Origin of the sequence: Conexibacter stalactiti (assembly GCF_033542075.1) — a bacterium.
In the GTDB taxonomy this organism is placed as follows: Bacteria; Actinomycetota; Thermoleophilia; order Solirubrobacterales; family Solirubrobacteraceae; genus Conexibacter; species Conexibacter stalactiti.
Map to the genome: position 1 here is coordinate 15919 of NZ_JAWSTH010000014.1, position 14318 is coordinate 30236.

Annotated in this window: 15 protein-coding genes; 7 read left to right on the forward strand and 8 right to left on the reverse strand. The window is 73.5% G+C overall.

Annotation, left to right across the window (positions count from 1 at the left end; all coding sequences use genetic code 11):
• Positions 1 to 110: 110 nt before the first annotated feature.
• Complete coding sequence (locus R7226_RS07765) at positions 111 to 623, reverse strand: MarR family winged helix-turn-helix transcriptional regulator (RefSeq protein WP_318596496.1); 513 nt, start codon at positions 621 to 623, stop codon at positions 111 to 113.
• A gap of 158 nt (positions 624 to 781) precedes the next feature.
• On the opposite strand from R7226_RS07765, the gene R7226_RS07770 reads away from it, so the two are divergent.
• Genes R7226_RS07770 through R7226_RS07780 form a run of 3 tightly spaced genes read left to right on the forward strand, consistent with a single transcriptional unit; the run spans position 782 to position 2837 of the window.
• Positions 782 to 1789, forward strand: coding sequence for a hypothetical protein (locus R7226_RS07770; RefSeq protein ID WP_318596497.1), 1008 nt, complete (start codon positions 782 to 784; stop codon positions 1787 to 1789).
• A complete protein-coding gene (locus R7226_RS07775) occupies positions 1786 to 2253 on the forward strand; it encodes a hypothetical protein (protein ID WP_318596498.1) in 468 nt (155 codons plus the stop codon). Before R7226_RS07770 ends, R7226_RS07775 begins: the two co-directional genes overlap by 4 nt.
• A 2-nt stretch (positions 2254 to 2255) precedes the next feature.
• Positions 2256 to 2837 (forward strand): RES family NAD+ phosphorylase, encoded by a 582-nt coding sequence (locus R7226_RS07780; protein ID WP_318596499.1) that lies wholly within the window; start codon positions 2256 to 2258, stop codon positions 2835 to 2837.
• Positions 2838 to 2839: 2 nt separating this feature from the next.
• Here the strand turns inward: R7226_RS07780 and R7226_RS07785 are convergent, their stop codons facing one another.
• The 6 genes from R7226_RS07785 to R7226_RS07810 form a co-directional block, all read right to left on the reverse strand.
• Positions 2840 to 3796, reverse strand: a complete 957-nt coding sequence (locus tag R7226_RS07785; RefSeq protein ID WP_318596500.1) for a TIGR03557 family F420-dependent LLM class oxidoreductase — start codon at positions 3794 to 3796, stop codon at positions 2840 to 2842.
• A gap of 49 nt (positions 3797 to 3845) precedes the next feature.
• Entirely contained in the window at positions 3846 to 5354 is a 1509-nt protein-coding gene (locus R7226_RS07790) for an FAD-dependent oxidoreductase (RefSeq protein ID WP_318596501.1), read from the reverse strand.
• Positions 5355 to 5419: 65 nt separating this feature from the next.
• Positions 5420 to 6751 (reverse strand): peroxidase family protein, encoded by a 1332-nt coding sequence (locus R7226_RS07795; protein WP_318596502.1) that lies wholly within the window; start codon positions 6749 to 6751, stop codon positions 5420 to 5422.
• Between the two features lie 25 nt (positions 6752 to 6776).
• Positions 6777 to 7109: a hypothetical protein gene (locus R7226_RS07800; RefSeq protein WP_318596503.1), complete on the reverse strand. Its 333-nt coding sequence runs from the start codon at positions 7107 to 7109 to the stop codon at positions 6777 to 6779.
• Positions 7110 to 7312: 203 nt separating this feature from the next.
• Positions 7313 to 8281: an alpha/beta hydrolase gene (locus R7226_RS07805; RefSeq protein WP_318596504.1), complete on the reverse strand. Its 969-nt coding sequence runs from the start codon at positions 8279 to 8281 to the stop codon at positions 7313 to 7315.
• Positions 8281 to 8997 (reverse strand): alpha/beta fold hydrolase, encoded by a 717-nt coding sequence (locus tag R7226_RS07810; RefSeq protein WP_318596505.1) that lies wholly within the window; start codon positions 8995 to 8997, stop codon positions 8281 to 8283. The genes R7226_RS07805 and R7226_RS07810 overlap by 1 nt, the downstream gene beginning before the upstream one ends.
• 220 nt (positions 8998 to 9217) lie before the next feature.
• Between R7226_RS07810 and R7226_RS07815 the strand changes: the two genes are divergently transcribed.
• The 4 genes from R7226_RS07815 to R7226_RS07830 all read left to right on the forward strand — a co-directional run bounded on the left by R7226_RS07815 (position 9218) and on the right by R7226_RS07830 (position 11510).
• Positions 9218 to 9979 (forward strand): SDR family oxidoreductase, encoded by a 762-nt coding sequence (locus R7226_RS07815; RefSeq protein ID WP_318596506.1) that lies wholly within the window; start codon positions 9218 to 9220, stop codon positions 9977 to 9979.
• Positions 9976 to 10194 carry a hypothetical protein gene (locus R7226_RS07820; RefSeq protein ID WP_318596507.1) on the forward strand — a complete coding sequence of 73 codons (219 nt, stop codon included), beginning with the start codon at positions 9976 to 9978 and terminating at the stop codon, positions 10192 to 10194. Before R7226_RS07815 ends, R7226_RS07820 begins: the two co-directional genes overlap by 4 nt.
• Positions 10195 to 10374: 180 nt before the next feature.
• Positions 10375 to 10779: a sigma-70 family RNA polymerase sigma factor gene (locus R7226_RS07825; protein WP_318596508.1), complete on the forward strand. Its 405-nt coding sequence runs from the start codon at positions 10375 to 10377 to the stop codon at positions 10777 to 10779.
• On the forward strand, positions 10776 to 11510 hold the full coding sequence (locus tag R7226_RS07830; protein WP_318596509.1) for an NAD(P)/FAD-dependent oxidoreductase: 735 nt from the start codon (positions 10776 to 10778) through the stop codon (positions 11508 to 11510). The genes R7226_RS07825 and R7226_RS07830 overlap by 4 nt, the downstream gene beginning before the upstream one ends.
• A gap of 9 nt (positions 11511 to 11519) precedes the next feature.
• On the opposite strand, the gene R7226_RS07835 is transcribed toward R7226_RS07830, so the two are convergent.
• Positions 11520 to 14309: a helix-turn-helix transcriptional regulator gene (locus R7226_RS07835; protein WP_318596510.1), complete on the reverse strand. Its 2790-nt coding sequence runs from the start codon at positions 14307 to 14309 to the stop codon at positions 11520 to 11522.
• Between the last annotated feature and the right edge of the window lie 9 nt (positions 14310 to 14318).

Consider the following 14318-nt stretch of genomic DNA (forward strand, 5'->3'; position numbering starts at 1 on the left):
CGACTCTCCTGGCGCTCGCGAAATGGACGGCATCCCAGAAGCTCGGAGATGCGATAGTAGGATTGTCTCATACTTCTGCGAGGCCGCAGAAGCGAACGGTCAGCGCTCGGTCAGCGCTCGGCCGTGAAGTCGCCGGCGTCCTGGCGCAGATCGCGCAGCGTGCCGGTCAGCGCTCTGAGGTCGGCGGCCCCCAGCGGGGCGGTGCCGAAGCGGGCGTCGTTGAGCGCTCTCGTCGCCTGCTCGGCGACGTCCCGGCCGCGCGCGGTGATCGTCGCCAGCGTCGCGCGGCGGTCGGTCGGGTGGGGCGAGCGGGTCGCGTAGCCGCGCTTCTCCAGGCCGTCGACGAGGCTCGTGACGCTCGTCGGATGGACCTGCAGCCGCGCGCCGATCTTCCCCAGCGGGAGCGAGCCCCTGCTGCTGAGGTAGAGCAGCATCAGCGCCTCGTAGCGCGAGAACGACAGCTCCAGCGGCGCCAGCAGCTCGTTCAGCCGCGCCAGCAGCAGCTGCTGCGCCCGCATCAGCGAGGTGACCGCCATCATCGGCGTCGCGGCGGTGCCGCCCCAGTGGCTGCGCCACTGGCGGCCGGCTTCCTCGATCGGGTCGAACGGCAGCGGATCGCTCACGGCTGGCGCGAGTCTTGCACACCCCGGCCGGGGCGGGCCCGGGTGTATCGCGATGCGCCAGCAAGCGCGACCACGCCGAGGAGAGTCATGCCAGGATCCAGTCCATGGGAAAGGCGATCGACTCTCGCTCGGCGTGGAGCCCCGCAACGTCAACATCAGTGAGCACCGAGCAGCTCGAGCTGGCAGCCCGCGCGGTCGCCTTCCCGCACGAGTCCGCCTTTCCGGTGCGCCGGGTGGTCGAGCGCCTCTCATTCGAGCAGGATGCGGTTCGTCACGAGGTTCGCATCGACGTCGATCTTCCGCTGCTCGAGACGCAGGGGGTCATCCCGCTGCACTCGCAGAGCAAGGAGACGCCGTCCCGTGGAGTGGAGGCGTCCGCTGAGACCGGCGTGCTGCTGCCGCTGGCGACCCGGCGAGAAGCCGGCGCGATCGCGGTGATCGCGCTGCAGCTCGCGCTCGCCGGCTGCGGTCGGTCGGTGTCGCGTGACGAAGAACGTCTGCTCACGCGTCTCGTCCTCGAGCGGACAGACGAGTCGTTGCAGATCGTGGAGGAGCTGAGCCGCGCACGTCCGGAGTGGTTCCGCGACGCCACCGTTCATCGTCTGATCGACCTCTTCTCCCGGCACGCGCTCCTCTGCGTCGTCGTGCCGTGTGACGGCCGACGTCGCGTCGTGAGCTTCCGCTGGTACAGCGAGGACAAACACACGGCTCGGCGAGGGTTCGCGCCGTGGCGCTCCTCCTCACGGCACGTCGTGTTGAACACGCCGACGCCGCCAGCCGATTCGTACCACTATTCGGTCGCGCCGCCTCCCGGGTTTCGTGTCGAGTCAACGCACCTCTCGTCGATGACGCCCGACGGCGTCCACGGTGTCCACCCGCACTCCGCGCTCGGCAGTCCCGCCGTGGAGACGACAACCGTCGTCCTGCGGCGCGAGAACGCATGGCTCAGGCCGGTTCTCCTGCTGTCCAGCGCGTACGCGCTGCTCGCCCTCCTGTTCCTCACGCCGATCCCGGCCGGCGCGCTCGCCGCGACGTTCGCCGCCTTGTTCGGGTACGCCGCGGGCACGACTCGTCTCTGGAGCGGCGATCGCGGGGGGACGGGGACCACCGCGTTGACGCCTGGTCGATCCCGCGCGCCCGCGTCACATCCGGAGGACTCCGCATGAGCGTCGAGGGCTGGGAACAGCAGAAGCTGGAGGACGAGATCCAGGCGGTCACGTCGCTCGCCAGCGGCTCGTTCCGGCGGATCGCCGCGCGCAGTCCCGAGATGGATCTCGACGAGCTCGACGGCTACACCGTCGAGGAGGCGGCGCGTCTGCTGAACCGCGAGGTGACGGCCATCCACGGTGACCTCGCGGCGCGGCGCATGCTCGTGTTCGAGTCTGAGGACGGCCCGGCCCTCCCGGCGTTTCAATTCTCCGATGGCGCACCGGCCGCGGTCCTTCCAGTCGTCGCTCAGATTCTCGACGTCCTCGGGCCCGTGTGCATCGATCCGCGAACGCTCACCGCGTGGTTCGTCGCGCCGAAAGAGGACCTCGACCACCGCCGCCCGATGGAGTGCCTCTCAACTCCGGAGCTTCACGACGCGATCGTGCTGGCCGCACGACGCGATGCGGCTCGGCTTGCGTGACGATGAACAACTTTCCGCAGCACGTCGTCGATCACGGCAGTCTCCTCTATCGCATCCACCATGCGGCGAACGGTGCGTGGTTCTTTCGCGCCGACGGACTGTTCCGTTTCGATCTGACGGATCGCCCCGGCCACGGGACCTGCTACTTCGCGGAGTCGCCGCTCGGCGCGTTCGTCGAGACGTTGCAGAGCTTTCGCAGCATTTCGCTGCCGCGAGCCGAGATCGCGGGCCGCAGACTGTTCGCTGTGAAGGCCGACTTCGCGTTGGTGCTCGCGGACGTTACGGACAACGCTGCCGGTCGCTACGGGATCGACGCGTCCGTCGGGGCGAGCTCCGCCAGCGACTACGCGCATAGTCAGGCGCTCGCGACGAGAGCATTCGACGCGGGCTTCGCCGGTATTCGGTATCACGTCCGCAACGATCTCTCGCAGAGATTGGTCGGTGTCGCGCTGTTCGGGCCGACGGGTCCGCATGGCGACGACCTCTGGCCCGGCGACGACCAGGCGATCGGGGAAGAGATCGTGGCGCTGGCATGCCGCGACCTCTACTTCCGGACGCGCGGGCCGCTGCTCGATCCGGCGTAGCCTCAACCCCCGTCGAACCGCGGCAGCACCTCGGCCGCCCACGTCTCGAAGAAGGCGTCCTGCAGCGGGCCGACCTGCTGCACGTACAACTCGTCGACGCCCGCGTCGGCGTACGCCTGCAGCGCGGCGACGTGCTCGTCGATGTCGGGGCCGCAGGGGGTCGGCGAGTCGGCGATCATCTGCTCGGAGACCAGCTCGACCGCCTGCTCGAAGTGCGGCGGGGTGGGGAGGACCTGCGCCAGCTCGCCCGGCAGCGCCTCGTTGGGCCAGAGACGGTGGACGGTCTTGACGGCGTCGCCCTTGTCGGGCCCGAAGCAGACCTTCGTGCCGGCCTGGACCGGACCTCTTCCGCCCTCGCGGCGGAACTGGTCGATCAGCTGCTGGTCGGGGCTGGTGGTCGCGAAGCCGTCGCCGACGCGCGCCGCCAGCGACGCGGCCTTCGGCCCGAAGGCGGAGACGATCACCGGCGGCGGCTCGTCCGGCACGTCGTAGAGGCGCGCGTGCTCGACGGCGTAGTGGGTGCCGTCGTGGTGGACGACGCTGCCGGTCCACAGCTCGCGCATCACCGCGATCGCCTCCTCGAGCATCTCGATCCGCTCGTCGGCACCGGGCCAGCGGTCGCCGAGGATGTGCTCGTTGAGCGCCTCGCCGCTGCCGACGCCGAACGTGAAGCGGCCGCCGAGCAACAGCGCGCTGGTCGCCGCCGCCTGCGCGGTCACGGCCGGGTGGATCCGCATCGTCGGGCAGGTGACGCCCGTGCCGAGCGGCAGGTCGGTCGCCTGCGCGATCGCGCCGATCACCGACCAGACGAACGGGCTGTGGCCCTGCTCGTCGATCCACGGGTGGTAGTGGTCGGAGATCCACAGCGCGCTGAAGCCGGCCTGCTCGGCGCGGATCGCCTGCGCGACGAGGTCTCTGGGCCCGAACTCTTCGCTGGAGAGGAAGCAGCCGATTCTCATGGCAGATCCGTTACCCGCCGGGTCGGCTCGCTAACAACGAGCGGCACCGCTACAGCTCCCGTCGCGGCAGCGGCTCGGCGGCGGGACCGGCGAGGACGGTGCCGTCGGGGTCGAAGCGGGAGCCGTGGCAGGGGCAGTCCCAGCTGCGCTCGGCGCCGTTCCAGTGCAGCAGGCAGCCGAGGTGGGTGCAGCGCAGCGAGACGGCGTGGAGCGTGCCGTCGTCGTCGCGGAAGGCGCCGACCTTGCCGAGGCCGGAGCGGACGACGCGCGCCTCGCCGGCCGGGACCTCGTCGGGCGACGCCTCCGCGGGCGTGAGGCGGTCGCCGATCAGGTGTGCGCCGACGTGCAGCTGCGCCTTCGCGAACTGCGGCGCGGCGCTCAGCGTCAGCCGGTTGGGGTCCAGCAGCTCTGCGAACGCGGGCGTGCGGCCGGCGATCAGGTCGGCGACGACGCGCGCGCCGGCGGTCGCGTTCGTCATGCCCCACTTCTGGTGGCCGGCGTTGACGAAGAGGTGCCTGGAGTGCGGCGTGTAGGGGCCGGCGTACGGCAGTCTGTCGACCGGCGAGCCGTCCTGGGTCGACCAGCGGTGGGGGATGTCGATCACGTCGAACTGCTCGCGCGCGAACCGTTCCAGCGCCTCGTAGCGCTGCGGCTGCGCGTCGCCGGAGCCGGTCGCGTGACCCTCGCCGCCGACAAGCACCCAGCGCTCGCCGCCCGCGTCGCTGTAGGGCCGGATCGAGCGGGTCGGCTCGCCGGCGCTGATTGCCATCGTCGCGGGCAGCTCGCCGCGCACGCGCGCGGCGACGAGGTACGAGCGGACCGCCTCGGTGCGCGTGAAGAAGAGGCCGCGGTCGAGCAGCGGGTAGTTGGTCGCGACGACGACCGCCCCGGCCGTGACGGAGCGGCCGTCGTCGGTCGTGATCGTGCAGGGCGAGCCGTCGTCGACGTGGACGACGGCGCTCTGCTCGAAGACGTGGCACTCCTCGCCCGGGATCGCGGCCGCGAGCGCGCGCAGGTAGCGGACGGGGTGGAACTGGGCCTGCTCGTCGAGCCGCACCGCGCCCGCGGCCGCGAACGGCAGCGCCGCCTCGGCGCCGTTGGTCGTGACGGGCAGGCCGGCGGCGCGGGCGGCCTCGGCCGTCCGCTGCACCGCGTCGAGCTGCTCGGCGTCGGCGGCGTAGGTGATGTCGGGCAGCCGCTCCCAGGCGCAGTCGATCGCCCGCTCGCGCACAGTCGCGGCGATCCACTCGATCGCCTCCGACGACGCCCGCGCGTAGGCGGCGACCGTCTCGTCGCCGTGCAGCCGGCGGATCTCGGCGAGCTTGGTCTGCTGCAGCGCGCTCGCCTTCGCGGTCGTGAAGCCGCTCGCGCCGCCCGCGACCCGGCCCCGTTCCAACAGCGCGACGCGCGCGCCGTCCTGCTTGCACAGCAGCGCGGTCGTGACGCCGGAGATCCCGCCGCCGATCACCGCGACGTCGACCGTCAGGTCCTCGGCCAGGCGCGGGAAGCCGGCGCCCGGCTCCTCACCGGCGATCCAGATCGGTTCGTTCGGACTCACAACGCCTCCTCGGTCGCATGGCCGACACCTACCCCGTGACGGCGTCGCGATCTCGGCGGGTCAGATCAGACAGGGGGAACGAGGATGTCGGCCAGGCCGAAGGCGCCGGCGCGGCGGGCCGGCAGCGTCGGCATCCAACCGGGATCGAGCGAGCGGAACGAGGCGGGATCGGCGTCGATGATCCCGACCAGCACCTCGCCGACGATCCGGCCTCCGACGGGGCCCAGCTGCTCGCCCTCGTGCAGGGCGTCGGCCTCCTTGAGGATGTAGAACCACAGCGGCGTCTCGCCGTCCCAGCCGTACTGCGCGAGCCCGACCTGCTCGGCGCTCAGCGCCGGCACGCCGAGCCGGTCGGCGATCGCCTCGCCCGAGGCGAGGCCGACGGCCTGGCCGCGTTGCAGGTCGCGGGTGGCGAGCGACGCGTAGTCGCTGCCGGGCTCGGAGCCGGAGACCTGAGTCGGGAGCGCGATCAGCGGCGCCGGCAGCCGCCCGTCGATGCGCTCGGAGCGCTGGGCCGGGGCGTGGCCGGCGACGTCGATCTGCAGCGTCCAGTCGACGGCGTGCTCGGGCGGGACCGGGCCGAAGCCCATCAGGTCCGGGAACAGCGGACGGGCGCCGAGCCGCTCGTTGACGCGATAGCGGTTGCGGATCTGCGCGTGGCCGTAGCGGTAGGCGGCGTCGGCGAACTCGAACGGGATGTAGGGGTCGCTGTCGATCCGGAACAGCCGCGGGCCGCTCTCCAGCAGCTCGGCGGTCAGCTCGGCGCCGATCAGCCCGGGCAGGAACTCGCGCAGGATCACGTGCTGGTAATGCCACGTGGCGGCCTGGCGCGCCGCGTCGAAGAGCTGCTCGTCGGCGACCCCGTCGTCGCGCAGGCGATCGACGAGCCGGTTGTGCAGCTTGACGAAGGCGACCGCGAGCTGGCTGGTGAAGAGCTGCACGTCGTTGCGCGGATCGCCGACGAGGGCGATCCCCTCGTGGTTGCGCGGGAGGTCGCTGCCGTTCGGCGCGAGCAGGAGCTTCGCGGGGTCGTCGCTGCGGTAGAGATACGGCATGCCGACCGGGCCCGCGCCGTAGAGGCCCTCGAGGTCGGCCTTCGGGGCGCGGGCGTTGCGCAGCTCGGCGGTCGCGGCGCGATCGACCAACGGCGAGCGGTCGGCCGTGATGTCGTGGGCGATGAACTGCCCGAAGAACGGCCACACCGCCGCGACCGCGGAGTCGGCGTCGTCGGTGACGTCGGCGCCGTCGCAGGGGCCGCCGGGACGGCCGAGCGCGTGCAGCGCCGTCTCGTCGGCGGTCAGCGGCGGCAGGTCGTCGAACAGCAGGCGGTAGCGCCCGCCGAAGATCGGCGCGTCGACGCGCGCAGGAGCGAGGCAGTGGTCTCGGGCGATGTCCATGGCGGTGGTCCTCTCGGGTCGAGCGTCAGGGCGACGCGTTCTGCCATTGCGATGCGAACAGCTCATGTCCGATGCGCCAGCGCAGCAGCTGCTCGCCCGCCGTCAGGCTGTCGCTGTCGTGCACGTCGAGGCGCACGCCGTCGCGCGCCGTTCGCAGCTGCGGGTGGGCCGCGACGATCGGGCTCACCAGCTCGGCGCTGAGGAAGATCGTCAGCGCGCCCGACTCGAGGTCGAGCGTCGCGATGCGGGCACCGGCGCGGCGGATCGTCGCGCGGTCGCGACGCTGGTCGACGTCGACGTACGGCGAGGACTCGGCGTGCCGCAGGAGCGCCTGCGCGTCGCTCAGCGCGCTGCTCATGCGCGCGCCGCCCGCAGGATCAGCTTCGTGACGGTCGGCAGCGCGAGGCTCACGCAGGCGACGGCGACGGTCGCGGTCGCGGTCTTGCGCGGAAAGGCCATGGGAACCAGCTCCTTCGGGTCGGGTCAGATCGGGTCGTGGGGGAGGGCGCCGGCCGCGCCGCGCCCCCGCGAAGGGGCACGGCGCGGCGGTGAAACGCGCGGTCAGGCGGGGTGCAGCGCCGTCCGCAGCGTGGCGACGGCCTGGGCGACCGCGGCCCGCGTCGCGCGCGTGCCGCTGAGCGGGTTGAGCATCATGAAGTCGTGCGTGATGCCGTCGTAGCGCACGGTCGTGACCGCCACACCGGCCGCGCGCAGGCGACTCGCGTACGCCTCGCCCTCGTCGCGCAGGACGTCGGCCTCGTCGACGATCAGCAGCGCCGGCGGCAGGCCGCGCAGCTGCGCGTCGGTCGCCCGCAGCGGCGCGGCGAACGGCTCGGAGCGCTGCTCGACGTCGGGCGCGTAGGCGTCCCAGAACCACGCCATCGCCTTCGCGGTGAGGTAGTAGCCCTCGGCGAACTGCTCGTAGGAGCCGGTGTCCATCGCGGCGTCGGTGACCGGGTAGTACATCGACTGGTGCACGAAGCGCACGTCGCCGCGCTCCTGCGCCATCAGCGCGATCGCCGCGGTCATGCAGCCGCCGACCGAATCGCCGGCGATCGCGATCCGCTCCGGGTCGAGCCCGTTGGCCGCGCCCTCGCCGACGATCCACCGTGCCGTCGCGTAGCCCTGCTCGATCGCGACCGGGTAGCGGGCCTCGGGCGAGCGGTCGTACTCGACGAACGCGACGGCCGCACCGGCGCCGACCGCCAGCTCGCGCACGAGCCGGTCGTGTGTGCCGGCGTTGCCGAGCACCCAGCCGCCGCCGTGGATGTAGAGGATCACGGGCAGCGTGCCCTCGGCGCCGGCCGGGCGCACGATCCGCACGCGCACGTCGCCGACGTCGGCGGGGACGGTGATCCAGCGCTCGCCGACCGGCAGCTTCTCGATCGGCGCCGCCTGCACGTCGTCGAGCACGGCGCGGGCCGCGTCCGGCGTCAGCTCGTAGAGGAACGGCGGCGTCGAGGTCGCCTCGGCGAACTGCTGCGCGGCCGGCTCCAGCACGACCGGCGTGTGTGTCGTCGTGGCGGACATCACGCCGCCGCCGCGTGCAGGTGCGCGGCCTCCAGGATCAGGCCCGCGGTCTCGTCCGGGCGCGAGACGGCGATCGCGTGCGAGGCGCCGTAGATCTCGACCGTGCGATGGGCGTTCGCGCGCTCGGCCAGCGAGCGCTGCAGGGTCGCGGGGATGTTGTGGTCCTCGGTGCCGAAGATGAAGAACGACGGCAGCTGCTGCCACAGCGGGTTCGGTCCCGTCGGCTCCTCCAGCGCGGCCTTCGCGATCGGGCGCTGGGTCGCGCCCATCAGCCCGGCCTCGTGCTTGGGGACGTCGGAGCAGAACTGCGCGTGGAAGCGGTCGCGGGCGATCAGCAGGTCGACCGACCCGTCGCGGCGCGGGACCGGGTTCAGCGCGGCGCCGAGCGTGCTGCCGGCGAAGCGCTGTGACAGCTCGATGCAGCTCTCGCCGGTCGCGGGCGCGAAGGCGCCGACGTAGACGAGCGCGGTGATGTCGCCGGCGTCGGCGTCGACGTTGGAGATCACCGCGCCGCCGTAGGAGTGGCCGGCGAGCACGACCGGTCCCTCGATCGTGCGGACGAGGTCGCTGATCGCGCTCGCGTCCTCGGCGAGGCCGCGCAGCGGATTCGCGGCGGCGACGACCGGGTGGCCGGCGGCGTACAGGCGCTCGGCGACGCCGTTCCAGCTGGCGGACTCGGCGAAGGCGCCGTGGACGAGAACGATGGTGGGCTGCATGCGGCGGTCCTTTCGGGTGGGCTTTCAGTGACCGCACCACCGTCGCCGCTCCCGCCGCGGATCGCTTCGGTCGGGATGCCCAGTCAGATGCCCGGGCGTGGTGACTGGGGACGATCCCGCCCGCGGGTCCCTGGGCATCCGACTGGGGATGCCGACGGACGCGCCCCGGGGCACCCGTCGGCGATCTTCGACAGCGTCAACAACACCAGGAGGCAACGTCATGAAGATCGTGGTCATCGGAGGCAGCGGGCGGGTCGGCAGCAACGTGGTGCGGCGGCTGGCCGCACTGGGGCACGACGCGGTGCCGGCATCGCCCGACACGGGCGTCGACACGATCAGCGGCGATGGGCTCGCGGACGTGATGGCGGGCGCCGACGCCGTCGTCGACGTCTCCAACGCGCCGCTCTGGGACGACGACGCGGTGCGGGAGTTCTTCGTCACCTCGACGCGCAACCTGCTCGAGGCCGAGCAGGCGGCCGGCGTCGGCCACCACGTCGCGGTCTCGATCGTCGGCGCCGAGCGCCTGCCCGACAGCGGCTACCTGCGGGCGAAGGTCGCCCAGGAGGCCGAGATCGAGGCCGGGGCGGTCCCGTACACGATCCTGCGCTCCACGCAGTTCTTCGAGTTCCTGCCGCAGATCGCCGAGGCGGGCGCCGACGGTGAGAGCGTCCGGCTCCCGACCGGGCTGATGCAGCTCGTCGCCGCCGACGACGTCGCCGCGACCGTCGCGGAGCTGGCTGCCGGCGCGCCGGTCGGCGGCCGCGTCGAGCTGGGCGGGCCCGAGCAGCTGGGCGTCGACGCGTGGGCGCGGCGCCTGTTCGCCGCCACGGGCGACGCGCGGACGGTCGTCGGCGACCCCCGCGCGCGCTACTTCGGCACCGAGCTGGCGGGCGGCGAGCTGACGGCCGGCGACGGCGCGCGGATCGGCGCGACCGACTTCGAGGCGTGGTTCGCCGCGCACCGCCAGGGAGCCGGGCGATGAACGCGATCAAGGCGATCGTCACCGGCCCCGAGGAGGCATACAACTACGAGGCCGAGCTGTGGTGCGCGAACGAGCTGATGGCCGTCACCGTCGTGCATGACGGTCGCCTGCACCTGCGTATAGACCCGCGCCCCGACGGCTCGCCGTGGCTGGCCGACACGACCACGCTCGCGCGCGCCCTGGCCGAGGCCGAGCAGCGCCTCGCGGCCTACTGAGGAAGAGCGGTGCACCCGCAGTGGACGACGATCACGGCCCGCAGGCAGCACAGGCTGCTGCTGCAGCTGTGGGAGGAGATGTACCCGCTCCCGGAGTCGGTGGCGAACTGAACGCGGCGTGGAGCGGCGCGGGCCCAATGTCCGCGCCGCGCCGGTCCCCGACGACGAGGTGACGTCGAGATGGCAGGTCGAGACGACAGCGCCGGTCAGCTGGCGCCGAAGATGGAGGAGAGGTCGCGTGCGGTCGCGCGAGCAGCGGGCGCGCTGACCGCGCAGACCGGCAGCGCCCCCAGCGTCGCGCAGCTCGCGCGGCGGACGGGGCTCGACCTCGAACAGGTCGCCGAGGCGCTGCAGGCGAGCGACGCATGGGACGCGACGCCGAGCGACGAGCTGTCCGAGCAGGACCGCACGGTCCTGCGGCTGCGCTTCGTCTGCGAGCTGACGCCGACGGAGATCGCCGAGCGGCTCGGCGCCTCGCAGCCGCAGGTCGCTCGCGCGCTGCGGCGCGCCGCCGCCGCGGCCGCGCGGGGCGCGGAGGTCGAGCTTCGAAACGACAACGCCGTACTGGAAGGAACATGGTCATGAAGAGCACGGACACGATCGCCGACGAGGGCTTCGCGGAGTTCCTCGACGCGCCGCTCTCGTTCTCGCCGTTGCGGCCGCTCCCGCCGCTGCCGCCGGGATCGGCGCGGCGACCGGTCGAGGTCTTTCCGACGTGGTCGGAGGCGCAGCGCGTCGCCGCGCGCCATGCGGCCGGCCCGCTGCCGGCGATCGCGTCGCTGCGCTCCGTCGGCTTCCTCCCGCTGGCGCGCGCGGAGCGCATCATGGAGTGGTACATCGACCCGCCCGCGTCCGACGCGCATGCGCTGGAGGGCGCGTACAGCGCGCTTGCCGAGGAGCTGATCGCGCTCGACCGCGCCGTCACCGCGGCGCCCGCGGCGGGCGGGCTCGGCGTTCGCGTGACGCTCGTCGCGACGCCGGAGGAGCCGTACGCCGATGCCGCCGACCTCTGCGACGACGTGCGTCAGCGCGGGGCGATCAAGCTGCGGGCCGCGGCGGCCGACGCGCCCCACCCGCTGCTGCCCAACGCCGCGGTCGATCGGCTTCGCACCGTCCACGACGTGCTCGGGCACGCCGCGCTCGGGCTCGGGTTCGACCTGCAGTCGGAGTACGCCGCGTGGCTGTACTGCCGTCCGCTCTTCTCGCGCGCGGCGCGCCCCGCCGCCTTCTGCGAGCTGGTCGGCCGCGTGACCGCGCACGTGCTGACGGGGACCAAGCCGGCGTTCCGGGCCGACCTCCCGCCGGCGGGGCTGTGAGGCGCGGCGCTAGGAGCCGATGCCGGCCGGCGCGAGCTCGGGCAGCGCCGTGCGGAGATCCTTGCGCGAGCTGATGCTGAGCTTGTCGAAGACCTTGCGCAGGTGGTACTCGACCGTGCGCGGGCTGATGAACAGCTGCGCGCCGATCTCCGGGTTCGTTTGCCCGTCGGCCGCCAGACGGGCGATCTGCGACTCCTGCGGCGTCAGCTCCACGCGAATCTCCGGGATCCGCTTGCGCACCGTCTCGCCGAGCGCCGTCAGCTCGCGGCGAGCGCGGTCGGCGAACGCCTCGGCGCCGATCGCGACGAACCTGTCGTGCGCGACGCGCAGCTGCTCGCGGGCGTCGGCGCGGCGCTGCTCGCGCCGCAGCCACTCGCCGTAGACGAGGCGGGCGCGCGCCAGCTCGACGTGCATGCGGGTGCGTTCGAGCCGCTCGATCGCTTCGCGGTACAGCTCCTCGGCCGCCGCGCCCTCGCTCGTCAGCGCCCGTGCGCGGGCGAGCATCCCGAGCGCCCAGTCGGTGCCCGCGGCACGTGCGCGCACGTCGAGCCGCCGCAGCGCGGCGGCCGCCAGGTCGGGCCTGCCGACCCGCGTCGCCGCCTCGACCAGCTCGGCGAGCGAGCCGCCGGCGTAGCCCTGGTCGTCGTCCTCCGCGCCGCGCTGGGCGCCCTCGATCGACTCCTCGTGGCGACCGAGGCCGTTGTAGAGCACGCTGCTGGCGTAGCCGGCCAGCGCCAGCACGCGGCCCTCGCCGCGCGCGGTCGCGCTCTCGACGCCCGCTTCGATGACCTCCAGCGCCTCCGCCGGCGCGCCGCGCCACGCGCCGAGCAGGATCCAGGCGTACACGAGCGCCGCGTTGCCGGTCGCGGCGGTGATCGTGTCGGCCTCGTGGTTCAGCGCGGCCGCCGTCGCGTACTCCCCGCTGAAGAGGTGCACGCCCGCCAGGTACGGCAGCGTCACGGGCAGCATCGTCAGCGCGCCGGTGTCGCGCGCGAGCCGCACCGCGCGCGTGGCGAGCGCGTGGAAGGCGTCGTCGTCCCACAGCTCGAACACCACCAGCGACTGGACGACCGGGCACAGCATCAGCCAGCGCATGGTCGCTTCGTGGCCGTCCAGCACCTCGTTCCTGAACGCCTCGACCGCGAGCCGCAACGGCGCCACGCCGGCGCCCGGTCCCTCGGAGAAGCGCGTCGCCATCCCGTCGAGGACGAGGTCGATCGAGCGCGGCGGCTGCGGCGCCGGGGGCGCGTTGCGGGCGGCCGCAGCGGCCTCGTGCACGCCGGAGCCGCTCGAGCAGCGGCCCGCGTACATCGCCGCACCGAGCGCCTCGACGTAGGTCTCGCGCGCCAGCGCCGGATCGAGCGCCGCGAGCTGTCCGGCCGCGGCCAGCAGCAGCGGCGGCGCGTCTCTTCCGCGCCGCTGCGCGAAGACGATCTCGGCGCGCAGCCGCGCGTGACGAGCGCGCTGGAGGTCGTCGAGCGGGCACATCTCCGCGACCTCCAGCAGCCCCAGCGCGGCCTCGGGGGAGGCCGACTCGAACTTCGCCTGCGCGGCGGCGAGCGCCCGCGCGCCGCGAACGGCCGGATCGGGCGTCAGCTCCGCCGCGCGCTGGAGGAACGCGGCTGCCGCGGCGACGCCGCCGCGTCCGCGCGCCCGCCCGGCCGAGCGCTCCAGCTCGGCGGCGACCGCTTCGTCGGCGCCGACGACGGCGTGCGCCCGGTGCCATGCGCGGCGATCGGGGTCGATCTCCGCGTCGGTCACGTCCGCGAGGACCCTGTGCACGGCCCGCTTCTCCTCCGGCGAGGCCGACCGGTAGACGGACGAGCGCACGAGCGGATGCCGGAAGCGCACGCGGACGCCCAGCTCGACGAGGCCGGCCGCTTCGGCGGGCGCGACGGCGTCGGGCGCGATCTCGAGCCGGTCGGCGGCGCGCCACAGCAGCGCGACGTCCCCGACGGGCTCGGCCGCCGCCGCGAGCAGCAGCCGGCGCGTCTCGACCGGAAGCGGCGCGAGCCGCCGCACGAAGCCCTGCTCGATGCGGGCGGCCAGCGGGATCCCGCTCGGCAGCCCGAAACCGCCCGCGACGGCGGCCGGCGGCTGCCCGCGCGGCAGCTCCAGCAGCGCGAGCGGGTTCCCGTGCGCCTCGGCGAGGATCCGGTCGCGCACGCGATGGTCGAGCGGGCCCGGGATCGTCGCCTCCAGCAGCGTGCGGGCATCGGCGTGCTCGAGCCCTTCGACGACCAGCTCCGGAAGCCCGGCGAGGGCGTGCTGGTCGTCGTCGGCGCGCAGCGCGAAGACGAACGCGACGCGCTCGGCCAGCAGCCGGCGCGCGACGAACGCCAGCGTCTGCACCGACTCCCGATCGAGCCACTGCGCGTCGTCGACGACGCAGACGAGCGGCTTCGTCTCGGCGACCTCGGCCAGCAGGCCGAGCACCGCCAGCCCGACGAGGAAGCGGTCCGGCGGCTTGCCCGTGCCGAGGCCGAACGCCGTGCTGAGCGCGTCGCGCTGCGGGCCCGGCAGCCCGTCGATGCGCCCGAGCATCGGCGCGCACAGCTGATGCAGGCCGGCGAACGCCAGCTCCATCTCGGACTCGACGCCGGCCGCGCGCGCGACCTGGCACCCCGACGTGCCGTCCAGCAGGTACTTCAGCAGCGCGGTCTTGCCGACGCCCGCCTCGCCGCGCAGGACCAGCACTCGGCTGCGGCCCGCGCGCACGTCGGCGACGAGGCGGTCGACCTGCTCGCGTTCGCGATGGCGGTCGACCAATCCTGACGGTTGAGGGGTCGTTGCGGCCATCGCGCCATG

Excerpts from the sequence above, each read along its gene's own strand:
- R7226_RS07775 (WP_318596498.1), top strand. The coding sequence starts at position 1,786 with ATGAGCGTCGAGGGCTGGGAACAGCAGAAGCTGGAGGACGAGATCCAG.
- R7226_RS07780 (WP_318596499.1), top strand. The coding sequence starts at position 2,256 with ATGAACAACTTTCCGCAGCACGTCGTCGATCACGGCAGTCTCCTCTAT.
- R7226_RS07785 (WP_318596500.1), bottom strand. The coding sequence starts at position 3,796 with ATGAGAATCGGCTGCTTCCTCTCCAGCGAAGAGTTCGGGCCCAGAGAC.
- R7226_RS07795 (WP_318596502.1), bottom strand. The coding sequence starts at position 6,751 with ATGGACATCGCCCGAGACCACTGCCTCGCTCCTGCGCGCGTCGACGCG.
- R7226_RS07800 (WP_318596503.1), bottom strand. The coding sequence starts at position 7,109 with ATGAGCAGCGCGCTGAGCGACGCGCAGGCGCTCCTGCGGCACGCCGAG.
- R7226_RS07805 (WP_318596504.1), bottom strand. The coding sequence starts at position 8,281 with ATGTCCGCCACGACGACACACACGCCGGTCGTGCTGGAGCCGGCCGCG.
- R7226_RS07810 (WP_318596505.1), bottom strand. The coding sequence starts at position 8,997 with ATGCAGCCCACCATCGTTCTCGTCCACGGCGCCTTCGCCGAGTCCGCC.
- R7226_RS07815 (WP_318596506.1), top strand. The coding sequence starts at position 9,218 with ATGAAGATCGTGGTCATCGGAGGCAGCGGGCGGGTCGGCAGCAACGTG.
- R7226_RS07820 (WP_318596507.1), top strand. The coding sequence starts at position 9,976 with ATGAACGCGATCAAGGCGATCGTCACCGGCCCCGAGGAGGCATACAAC.
- R7226_RS07825 (WP_318596508.1), top strand. The coding sequence starts at position 10,375 with ATGGCAGGTCGAGACGACAGCGCCGGTCAGCTGGCGCCGAAGATGGAG.
- R7226_RS07830 (WP_318596509.1), top strand. The coding sequence starts at position 10,776 with ATGAAGAGCACGGACACGATCGCCGACGAGGGCTTCGCGGAGTTCCTC.
- R7226_RS07835 (WP_318596510.1), bottom strand. The coding sequence starts at position 14,309 with ATGGCCGCAACGACCCCTCAACCGTCAGGATTGGTCGACCGCCATCGC.